This window comes from Actinosynnema sp. NPDC004786, from assembly GCF_053601135.1.
This window is the reverse complement of sequence record NZ_JBSGBG010000003.1, coordinates 259,620-270,168: the sequence shown is the minus strand read 5'-3', so window position 1 is coordinate 270,168 and position 10,549 is coordinate 259,620. Positions and strand designations below refer to the sequence as shown.

The window sequence follows — 10,549 nt, the reverse complement described above, 5'->3', positions numbered from 1 at the left end:
GTTGGTCGAGCTTCTGTGAGAGGAAACCGACCCTACCCAGACGGGGCTGTTGCGCTGCCACCCCAAGATCAACCTTCTGAATAACGCTCTAGGACACGCGCGTTCTGAACGTAGGACACGCGCGTTCTGAACGTAGGACACGCGCGTGTGTCCTACGTTCGCGGCGCGTGTGTCGAACGGTCGGGGGACGTGAGTTCTACGGTCGGGTGCGGTGGGCCAGGGTCAGGGCGGCGGTGCGGCAGGCGGCCCAGGCCGCGGTGCCGGGGGTGATCAGGGCCATGTGGTCGGTGGCGGGCAGGGCGACCAGGTCGGCGCCGGAGGCGCGGGCGAACGCCTCGCTCTGCTCGAACGGCACGTCCTCGTCGTCCTCGCCGTGCACGAGGACCATCGGCTTGTCGATGGGCAGCTGGGCGGCGGGCGAGGCGTCGGCGTAGCGGTCGGGCACCTCGTCCGGGGTGCCGCCCAGCAGTTCGGCGGCGCGGCGGGTGATGGCCGGGTGCCGGAGGAAGTCGAGCACGCCCGCCTGGGCGACCGCGCCGGCCACGCGGGGGTGCCGGGCGGCGGCCCACACCGCCAGGTGGCCGCCCGCCGAGTGACCGAGCGTGACGACCGGGCCGAGCGCTGGGTCGAGGGCGTCGAGGGCGGCCAGGACGTCGGCGCCGGTGGCGGGCCACCCGCCACCGCCGGTCAGCCGCCGGTACTCGATGTTGTACGCGGCGACGCCGTGCGCGACGAGGTCGGCGGCCAGGGGGCGGCCGAGTTCCAATCCGTACCGCTGGTGCCAGAAACCACCATGGATTACCACGACAACGGGAAATGATTCACCAGTCGGCGTGGAAAACTCGCCGAACTGGCTGGGGTGCGGGCCGTAGACGATGCGCAATCGAAACCCCTTGGGCAAAAAAGAGGCCGCGTCGCGGTGGGACCTGGGGGTCGTCCCACCGCGACGCGGCGGCGCCGGACCGAGGGGGGAGGTGTCCGGCGAGTCGGTCGGAGCGGCTGATCGCGGCTAGGCGAATGCAGCCCCTCTGCCATGAGGGTAACCCCTGAGTCAGGTGTTCGCCAGAAGGGAGCAAGGCCCATTACCGCCAGCGATCGGTCAGCACACCCAGCGCACCCAAAGCGACCGCGGCGGCGGTCGACGCCCGCAGAACGGTGGGTCCGAGTCGCACGACGTGCGCGCCTGCCGCGGTCAACGCGGACAATTCCTCGTCGGTGATGCCGCCTTCCGGTCCGACGACGAGCAGCACATCGCCCGAAGAGGGCAACTGAACCGATCCGAGCGCCGCCGAAGAGGATTCGTGCAAAACCAGTGTGGCCGCCGCGGAAGCCGCCAACCGCGCGAGTCCGGACGTCGAAACGGGTTCCGCGACCGACGGGACGCGGGCCCGCCGGGCCTGCTTGGCCGCCTCGCGCGCGGTGCTGCGCCAGCGTTCGAGGGCCTTCGCGCCGCGCGGGCCGTCCTCCCACTTCGTCACGCAGCGCGAGGCGCGCCACGGCACGACGCCGTCCACGCCCGCCTCGGTGGCCAGTTCCACGGCCAGCTCGCCCCGGTCGCCCTTCACCAGCGCCTGCGCCACGACCACGCGCACGGACGGCTCGGGCACGACCCAGCGCTCGACGACCCGCAGCCGCAGGGCGTCCTTCACGGCCTCGGTGACCACGCACCGCACCTGCGCGCCCGTGCCGTCGGAGAGCACCAGCTCCTCCCCCGCCCGCAACCGGCGCACGGTGGCCGCGTGCCGCCCCTCGGGGCCGTCCAGGACGGCCTCGTCACCGGGCGGCAGCGCGGCGACCAGGAAGACCGGCAGCGTCACCGGTGGTTGCGGCCGGACCGCAGCCGCGAGAACAGCCCGCCGCCGCCCTTGCCGTTGTGCGCGAGCGTCGGCTCGTCCTCGCCGCGCACGACGGCCAGCTCGCGCAGCAGCTCGACCTGGCGCGCGTCCAGCTTGGTCGGCGTGACGACCTCCAGGTGCACGTGCAGGTCGCCGCGGCCGTCGATGCGGCCGCTGGACCGCAGCCGGGGCATGCCGCGCCCGGTGAGCACCAGCTCGGTGTTCGGCTGGGTGCCGGGCTCGATCTCCAGCTCCTCCTCGCCGTCCAGCGTCTGCAGCGGCAGCACCGCGCCCAGGGCGGCGGTCGTCATGGGGATGCGCACCGAGCAGTGCAGGTTCGCGCCGTCGCGCTCGAAGACCTCGTGCGGCACCTCCTCGACCTCGACGTAGAGGTCGCCGGCCGGCCCACCGCCGGGGCCGACCTCGCCCTGGCCCGCGAGCCGCACCCGCATGCCCTCGGCCACGCCGGCCGGGATCTGCACCGAGATGGTCCGCCGGGAGCGGACCCGGCCCTCGCCCGCGCACTGCTGGCACGGGTCCGGGATGACCTCGCCGAGGCCGCGGCACACCGGGCACGGCCGCGCGGTCACGACCTGGCCGAGGAACGAGCGCTGCACCGACTGCACCTCGCCCCGGCCGCCGCACGTGTCGCAGCGCACCGGGGACGAGCCCTCGGCGCAGCCGCTGCCCACGCACCGGTCGCACAGGATGGCCGTGTCGACGGTCAGCTCGCGCGACGCGCCGGCCGCGCACTCCTCCAGCGTCATCGAGAGCCGGATCAAGGCGTCGGAGCCGGGTTGCACGCGGCTGCGCGGACCGCGTCCGCCACCGCCGCCCGCGCCGAAGAACGCGTCCATGATGTCGCCGAGACCGAACCCCGCGAACGGGTCCCCGCCGCCGCGCATCCCACCGCCGCCGGGCTCCAACGGGTCGCCGCCCAGGTCGACGACCTGCCGCTTCTTCGGGTCCGACAGGACCTCGTAGGCGGCGGTCACCTCCTTGAAGCGCGCTTCCTCGTTGGGGTTGACGTCGGGGTGCAGCTGCCGCGCGAGCTTGCGGTAGGCGCGCTTGATCTCGTCGGGAGTCGCGTTCTTGGCGACCCCGAGCGTGCCGTAGTAGTCCCTCGCCACCGTGTTTCCTCCTGCGAACGCGCTTCGACACGCGCTCGCTCGCTTGCGGAACGTCCTTCGGGACCGCGGTGTTCCCCCGCCGTCACCGTCCGGTCAAGATCTCACCCACGTAGTTGGCGACCGCTCGCACCGCCGCCATCGTGCCGGGGTAGTCCATGCGGGTCGGCCCGACCACGCCCATGCCGCCGAGCAGGTTGTCCCGGCTGCCGTAGCCGATGGACACGACCGAGGTGCTGCGCATCTCGGCCGCTTCGTTCTCCTCGCCGATGTGCACCAGGATCCGGCCGGGGTCGCGGGCCGCGGCGAGCAGCTTGAGCACCACGACCTGCTCCTCCAGCGCCTCGAGCACCTGGCGCAGCGAACCGGGGAAGTCTGCCACGTTGCGGGTGAGGTTCGCCGTGCCACCCAGGACCAGGCGTTCCTCGGGGTGCTCCACCAGCGACTCGATGAGCACGGTGCTCACCCGCAGCACGATGTCGCGCAGCTCGCCCGGCGCCTCGTCGGGCAGCTTGGCGACCTCCGCGGAGGCGTCGGACAGGCGCTTGCCGACCATCGCGCCGTTGAGCATGGCCCGGATGCGGGCCACGTTGTCCTCGCTGATCACGTCGCCGAGGTCGACCGAGCGCTGGTCGACCCGGCCGGTGTCGGTGATCAGCACCAGCATCAGGCGCGCCGGGGTGATCGCGAGCACCTCGATGTGCCGGACGGTGGAGCGGCTGAGCGTGGGGTACTGGACGACGGCGACCTGGCGGGTCAGCTGGGCCAGCAGGCGGACGCTGCGGCGCAGCACGTCGTCGAGGTCGTAGGCGCCCTCCAGGAAGTTCTGGATGGCCTTGCGCTCGGGCGTGGACAGCGGCTTGACCTCGCTGAGCCGGTCCACGAACAGCCGGTAGCCCTTGTCGGTGGGCACGCGGCCGGCGCTGGTGTGGGGCTGGGTGATGTACCCGTCCTCCTCCAGGGAGGCCATGTCGTTGCGGACGGTCGCGCTCGAAACGCCGAGGTTGTGCCGCTCCACCAGGGCTTTGGAGCCGACCGGCTCCTGGTTCGACACGTAGTCGGCGACGATCGCGCGCAGCACTTCGAACCGGCGCTCATCGGCGTTCACGCGCGTCACCTCCAGGGCGTACCTGCCTGCTTCACCTTGAGTTTACGGACGTCGGGGCACGGATCGGAAAACAAAGTCGCCGAGCTTCGGCTCACCCCGGTTGCGCCCCGTGCGCTCAACCCCGCCCGGGGGCGTGACGGCGGTGTTCCCGGCGGTCGGGTGCGCCGCGGATCACCGGGTGTCGGCCGTCACGTCAGCCGGCGCACCACGGCGTCGGCGAGCAGGCGGCCCCGGTCGGTGAGCACGCAGCGGCCGCGGTCCAGGGCGACCGGGTCGAGCAGGCCGTCGTCGGCGGCGATCTTGGCCTCGGCGCGGCCGTCGTCGTCCAGCACGTCCAGGGGCAGGCCGGTGGCCAGGCGCAGCTCCAGCAGCACGCGTTCGACGCGGCGGTCGTCCTCGTCGAGCACCTCGCGTCCCGCGGCGGGCGAGAGGCCGGAGGCGAGCAGCCCGCTGTACTTCGCCGGGTGCTTGACGTTCCACCAGCGCACGCCGCCCACGTGGCTGTGCGCGCCGGGGCCCGCGCCCCACCAGTCGGCGCCCTGCCAGTAGAGCAGGTTGTGCCGGCACGCGGCGTCGGCCGACGCGGCCCAGTTCGACACCTCGTACCAGCGCAGGCCGTGTTCGGTCAGGGCCGCGTCGATCAGCTCGTACTTGTCCGCGAGCACGTCGTCGTCGGGCATGGGCAGCTCGCCGCGGCGCACCCGGCGGGCCAGCGCGGTGCCCTCCTCCACGATCAGCGCGTAGGCGGACACGTGGTCCACGCCGGCCTCGCGGACGGCGTCCAGCGAGGAGCGGAGGTCGTCGGCGGACTCGCCCGGCGTCCCGTAGATCAGGTCGAGGTTCACGTGCTCGAACCCGGCGGCGCGGGCCTCGCGGGCGGCGGCCACCGGGCGGCCCGGGGTGTGCGCGCGGTCGAGCACGGCCAGCACGTGCCGGGCGGCCGACTGCATGCCGAGCGACACCCGGGTGTAACCAGCGTCACGGATCGCGGCGAAGAAATCGGGCGAGGTGGACTCCGGGTTGGACTCGGTGGTGACCTCCGCGCCGGGCGCGAGGCCGAACGAGGAGCGCACCGCGTCGAGCACGTCGGCGAGCCCGGCCGCGCCGAGCAGTGACGGTGTGCCACCCCCGACGAACACCGTTTCCGCCGGCGGTGCGACCCCCAACACGGTCGCCGCGAGGTCCAACTCGCGCCGCAGGCCCTCCAGCCACGACGCCGGGGAGGCGGATGTGCCCAGCTCACCGGCCGTGTAGGTGTTGAAGTCGCAGTAACCGCACCGGGTCGCGCAGAACGGCACGTGCACGTAGACCCCGAACGGGCGGTCACCGAGACCGGTGAGCGCGGACGGGGGCAGCGAGCCGTCGGGGGGCGCCGGGTCGCCGGTCGGCAGGGCGGAGGGCATGGCCCCATTGTCCCATCTACCAGCAGCGCAACCCCGTCCCACGATGCGGATGGCGGTGGACCACGGGGTGGACGCGTGGCACGCTGACCGACATGACATCGACCGGAGTGCGCCTGGTGGTCCGCCGCCACGTCGACTTCCGTCGTGTCTCCAGCGCGATGTGCCGTCGCTCGGCATAACCCGCGCCTGCCTTTTTGTTCCCGTCGGCGCCGGGTGCGCTGACGAGACCCCCACCACGGCTCCACCGGGACTCGCACGCGCACCAGCGCCCCGAACCCCGGAGGACGAGGATGGTCCCCCCGACGACGACGCCTCAGCGCCCCAAGCAGCGCCGAGGTGAGGGGCAGTGGGCGCTGGGCTACCGCGAGCCGCTGAACCCCAACGAGCGGAGCAAGAAGGACGACAACCCGCTCAACGTCCGGTCGCGGATCGAGAACATCTACGCCCGCGGCGGCTTCGACTCCATCGACCCGGCCGACCTGCGCGGCCGGTTCCGCTGGTACGGGCTCTACACGCAGCGCAAGCCCGGCATCGACGGCGGCCGCACGGCCACGCTGGAGCCGGAGGAGCTGGACGACGAGTACTTCATGCTGCGCGTGCGCATCGACGGCGGGCGGCTGACCACCCGGCAGCTCGCGCTGATCGGCGAGCTGTCCCAGACCTACGCGCGCGACACGGCCGACATCACCGACCGGCAGAACGTGCAGTACCACTGGATCCGCATCGAGGACGTGCCGACCATCTGGCAGAAGCTGGAGGACGCCGGCCTGACCACGATGGAGGCGTGCGGCGACAGCCCGCGCGTGATCCTCGGCTCGCCGGTGGCGGGCATCGCCGCGGACGAGGTGGTGGACGGCACGCCCGCGATCGAGGAGGTGCTGCGCCGCTACATCGGCGACCCCCGGTTCGCGAACCTGCCGCGCAAGTTCAAGACCGCGATCTCCGGGCTGCCGGACGTGGCGCACGAGATCCACGACGTGGCGTTCGTCGGCGTGGAGCACCCCGAGCACGGGCCGGGCTTCGACGTGTGGGTGGGCGGCGGCCTGTCGACCAACCCGATGATCGGCAAGCGGCTGGGCGCGTGGGTGCCGGTGGACGAGGTGCCGGACGTGTGGGAGGGCGTGGTCAGCGTCTTCCGCGACTACGGCTACCGCCGCCTGCGGCACCGGGCCCGGATCAAGTTCCTGGTCGCCGACTGGGGCCCGGAGAAGTTCCGGGAGGTTCTGGAGACCGAGTACCTCAAGCGCAGGATGATCGACGGCCCCGCGCCGGAGAACCCCGCCGTGCCGCGCGACCACATCGGCGTGCACCGGCAGAAGGACGGCCTCTACTACGTCGGCGCGGCCCCGATCGCGGGCCGGGTGAGCGGGTCCACGCTGGTCGAGGTGGCCAAGGTGGCCGAGCGGGCGGGCTCGGGTCGGGTGCGGCTCACGCCGCAGCAGAAGCTGGTCGTGCTCGACGTGCCCGAGGGCGAGGTCAAGACCCTCCAGGCCGACCTGGCGAAGCTCGGGCTGCAGACCGAGCCGTCGCCGTGGCGGCGCGGTGTGATGGCCTGCACCGGCATCGAGTTCTGCAAGCTCGCGATCGTCGAGACCAAGGCCCGCGCGGTCGAGCTGGTGGCCGCGCTGGAGTCCCGGCTCGCCGATGTCGTGGCGGGCGTCACCGAGCCGATCTCGGTGCACATCAACGGCTGCCCGAACTCCTGCGCCCGGATCCAGACCGCGGACATCGGCCTGAAGGGGCAGATCGTCACCGACGCCGAGGGCCGGCAGGTCGAGGGCTTCCAGGTGCACCTGGGCGGCGGGCTGGGCCTGGACGCCGGGTTCGGCCGCAAGCTGCGCGGCCACAAGGTCACGGCCGCCGAGCTGTCGGACTACGTGGAGCGCGTGGTGCGCAACTTCGTGGCCAAGCGGGAGCCGGACGAGCGCTTCCCCCAGTGGGTCGCCCGCGCCGACGAGGACGACCTGAAGTGAGCGAGCGCGCCACCCCCTTCTACTGCCCGTACTGCGGCGACGAGGACCTCCGTCCCCAGGAGGAGCCCGGCCACTCGTGGCTGTGCGCCTCCTGCCGCCGCGTGTTCACCGTCAAGTTCGTTGGTCTCAACCTTCCTCAGGAGGTGCAACGATGACCGCCCCCACCAGGGTCGAGGAACTGAAGGTGATCGCCGAGGCCGCTTCGGTCGAGCTGGCGGACGCCAGTGCCGAGGAGGCGCTCGCGTGGACCGCCCGCACGTTCGGCGAGAGCTGGATCGTCGCGTCGAACATGCAGGACGCCGTCCTGATCGACCTGGCGACCAAGGTCAAGCCGGACGTGGACGTGCTGTTCCTGGAGACCGGCTACCACTTCGCCGAGACCATCGGCACGCGGGACGCCGTGGACCTGGTCTACCCGGACGTGCGGATCGTCAACGCCGCGGCCGAGCAGTCGGTGGCCGAGCAGGAGGCGCAGTTCGGCCAGCTCAACCGGACCGACCCGAACCGGTGCTGCCACCTGCGCAAGGTCATCCCGTTGCAGCGCACCCTGAAGGACTACGACGCGTGGGTCACGGGCGTGCGCCGCGTGGACGCGCCGACCCGGGCGAACACGCCGATCGTGCAGTGGGACGAGCGCAACGGGCTGGTCAAGGTCAACCCGATCGCGCCCTGGTCCGACGACGAGTTCAACGCCTACATCGCCCGCCACGGCATCCTCGAGAACCCCTTGGTGCAGGCGGGTTACCCCTCCATCGGCTGCGCGCCCTGCACCGCGAAGCCGCTGCCCGGGTCCGACCCGCGCAGCGGCCGGTGGGCGGGCCTGGCCAAGACCGAATGCGGGTTGCACGGATGACCACCGCGACAGTCCTCGACACGCTGGACCGCCTGGAGTCCGAGGCGATCCACATCTTCCGCGAGGTGGCGGGCGAGTTCGACCGGCCGGTGATCCTGTTCTCCGGCGGCAAGGACTCCACCCTGCTGCTGCACCTGGCGGTCAAGGCGTTCTGGCCCGCGCCGGTGCCGTTCCCGCTGCTGCACGTGGACACCGGGCACAACTTCGACGAGGTCATCGAGTTCCGCGACCGGGTCGTGGCGCGGCACGGGCTGCGGCTGGAAGTCGCCCGGGTGCAGGACTACATCGACGATGGCCGGCTGGCCGAGCGGCCCGACGGCACCCGCAACCCGCTGCAGACGGTGCCGCTGCTGGACGCGATCACCACGCACCGGTTCGACGCGGTGTTCGGCGGCGGCCGGCGCGACGAGGAGCGCGCCCGCGCCAAGGAGCGGATCTTCAGCCTGCGCAACGCCTTCGGCCAGTGGGAGCCGCGCCGGCAGCGCCCGGAGCTGTGGAACCTCTACAACGGCCGGCACCGCCCCGGCGAGCACGTCCGGGTGTTCCCGCTGTCCAACTGGACCGAGCTGGACGTGTGGCGCTACATCGCCCGCGAGGGCATCGAGCTGCCGTCGATCTACTACGCCCACCGGCGCGAGGTGTACCTGCGCGACGGGATGTGGCTCGCGGAAGGCCCGTGGGGCGGCCCGCGCGAGGGCGAGGAGCTGGTCGAGAAGACCGTCCGCTACCGGACCGTCGGCGACGGGTCGTGCACCGGCGCGGTCGAGTCCGACGCCGCCGACATCGACGCCGTCATCGCCGAGGTGGCGGCCAGCAGGCTCACCGAGCGCGGCGCGACCCGCGCGGACGACCGGCTGTCCGAGGCCGCCATGGAAGACCGCAAGCGGGAGGGCTACTTCTAGATGAGCGACCTGTTGAGGTTGGCGACGGCGGGCAGCGTGGACGACGGCAAGTCCACGCTGGTCGGCAGGTTGCTGTACGACACCAAGTCGGTCCTCGCGGACACGCTCGACGCGGTGCACCGCGCCAGCGCCGACCGCGGCCTGACCACCCCCGACCTGTCGCTCCTGGTGGACGGCCTGCGCTCGGAGCGCGAGCAGGGCATCACCATCGACGTGGCCTACCGCTACTTCGCCACGCCGAAGCGCTCGTTCGTGCTGGCCGACACCCCCGGTCACGTGCAGTACACCCGCAACACGGTGACCGGCGCGTCCACCGCGCAGCTCGGCGTGCTGCTGGTCGACGCGCGCAAGGGCGTCATCGAGCAGACCCGCCGGCACGCGGCCGTGCTGGCGCTGCTCGGCGTGCCGCGCCTGGTGCTCGCGGTCAACAAGATCGACCTGGTGGACTTCGACGAGCTGACGTTCGCCCGCATCGCCAAGGAGTTCACCGCCCACGCCACGGCCCTCGGGTACGACGAGGACGCCGTGGTGGAGATCCCGGTGTCGGCGCTGGCGGGCGACAACGTGGTGGAGCGCTCCACGCGCACGCCCTGGTACGACGGCCCCACGCTGCTGGAGCACCTGGAGTCGGTGCCGGTCGAGTCCGACCCTCAGGACGCGCCGCTCCGCTTCCCGGTGCAGTACGTGATCCGGCCGCGCACCCCGGAGCACCCGGACTACCGCGGCTACGCGGGCCAGGTCTCGGCGGGCACCGTGCGGGTCGGCGACGAGGTCGTCGTGCTGCCCGGCGGGCTGCGCTCCACCGTGACGGGCATCGACACCGCCGACGGCCCGCTGGAGGAGGCCGCCGCGGGCCAGTCGGTGACCCTGCTGCTGGCGCACGACCTGGACATCGCGCGCGGCGACCTGATCGCCGGCGCGACCCGGCCGCCGAGGGTGACCGACGAGTTCGACGCCACCGTGTGCTGGCTGTCGGAGAAGGCGCTCACGCCCGGCGCGCGGGTGCTGGTCAAGACCGGCACCCGGACCGTGCAGGCGATCGTGACCGAGCTGCGCACCCGGTTCGACGAGCAGCGGCTCGCCACCACCGACGCGCCCGGGTCCCTGTCGCTCAACGAGATCGGCCAGGTCGCGCTGCGCACCGCCGAGCCGATCCCGGTGGACGACTACGCGGAGGACCGCCGCACGGGCGCGTTCCTGGTGATCGACGCGGGCGACGGCAGCACGCTGGCCGCCGGGCTCGTGGGCGCCCCGCTGCCCGAGGTGGACGGCGTGGACGACGCGGACGGCGACACCGCCGAGCCGGACAGCCACGCCCTCGTCTCCCCCGGTCCGTGAGGGGTCGCGC

10 protein-coding genes are annotated in these 10,549 nt (G+C 72.6%); 5 read left to right on the top strand and 5 right to left on the bottom strand.

The window, feature by feature from the left end; genetic code table 11:
• Window positions 1–196: 196 nt before the first annotated feature.
• From ACWEFJ_RS04700 to hemW, 5 genes are all read right to left on the bottom strand, one after another.
• Window positions 197–883 (bottom strand): alpha/beta hydrolase family protein, encoded by a 687-nt coding sequence (locus ACWEFJ_RS04700; RefSeq protein WP_449712923.1) that lies wholly within the window; start codon window positions 881–883, stop codon window positions 197–199.
• A 199-nt stretch (window positions 884–1,082) separates the two neighbouring features.
• On the bottom strand, window positions 1,083–1,817 hold the full coding sequence (locus tag ACWEFJ_RS04695; protein ID WP_378089647.1) for a 16S rRNA (uracil(1498)-N(3))-methyltransferase: 735 nt from the start codon (window positions 1,815–1,817) through the stop codon (window positions 1,083–1,085).
• Window positions 1,814–2,965 carry a molecular chaperone DnaJ gene (gene dnaJ / locus ACWEFJ_RS04690; protein WP_378089649.1) on the bottom strand — a complete coding sequence of 384 codons (1,152 nt, stop codon included), beginning with the start codon at window positions 2,963–2,965 and terminating at the stop codon, window positions 1,814–1,816. Before dnaJ ends, ACWEFJ_RS04695 begins: the two co-directional genes overlap by 4 nt.
• 82 nt (window positions 2,966–3,047) lie before the next feature.
• Entirely contained in the window at window positions 3,048–4,070 is a 1,023-nt protein-coding gene (hrcA, locus tag ACWEFJ_RS04685) for a heat-inducible transcriptional repressor HrcA (RefSeq protein WP_378089651.1), read from the bottom strand.
• Between the two features lie 188 nt (window positions 4,071–4,258).
• The gene (hemW, locus tag ACWEFJ_RS04680) at window positions 4,259–5,473 is read right to left on the bottom strand and encodes a radical SAM family heme chaperone HemW (RefSeq protein WP_449712922.1); all 1,215 of its coding nucleotides are present in this window, start codon (window positions 5,471–5,473) and stop codon (window positions 4,259–4,261) included.
• Between the two features lie 290 nt (window positions 5,474–5,763).
• On the opposite strand from hemW, the gene ACWEFJ_RS04675 reads away from it, so the two are divergent.
• The 5 genes from ACWEFJ_RS04675 to ACWEFJ_RS04655 are packed head-to-tail and all read left to right on the top strand — an operon-like array spanning window position 5,764 to window position 10,539.
• Entirely contained in the window at window positions 5,764–7,446 is a 1,683-nt protein-coding gene (locus tag ACWEFJ_RS04675) for a nitrite/sulfite reductase (protein WP_449712921.1), read from the top strand.
• Entirely contained in the window at window positions 7,443–7,601 is a 159-nt protein-coding gene (locus ACWEFJ_RS04670) for an Insertion element protein (protein WP_123743578.1), read from the top strand. Before ACWEFJ_RS04675 ends, ACWEFJ_RS04670 begins: the two co-directional genes overlap by 4 nt.
• The gene (locus tag ACWEFJ_RS04665; RefSeq protein ID WP_449712920.1) at window positions 7,598–8,299 is read left to right on the top strand and encodes a phosphoadenylyl-sulfate reductase; all 702 of its coding nucleotides are present in this window, start codon (window positions 7,598–7,600) and stop codon (window positions 8,297–8,299) included. Before ACWEFJ_RS04670 ends, ACWEFJ_RS04665 begins: the two co-directional genes overlap by 4 nt.
• Window positions 8,296–9,201: a sulfate adenylyltransferase subunit CysD gene (gene cysD / locus ACWEFJ_RS04660; protein WP_378089659.1), complete on the top strand. Its 906-nt coding sequence runs from the start codon at window positions 8,296–8,298 to the stop codon at window positions 9,199–9,201. The genes ACWEFJ_RS04665 and cysD overlap by 4 nt, the downstream gene beginning before the upstream one ends.
• A complete protein-coding gene (locus tag ACWEFJ_RS04655) occupies window positions 9,202–10,539 on the top strand; it encodes a sulfate adenylyltransferase subunit 1 (protein WP_449712919.1) in 1,338 nt (445 codons plus the stop codon).
• Window positions 10,540–10,549: the final 10 nt, after the last annotated feature.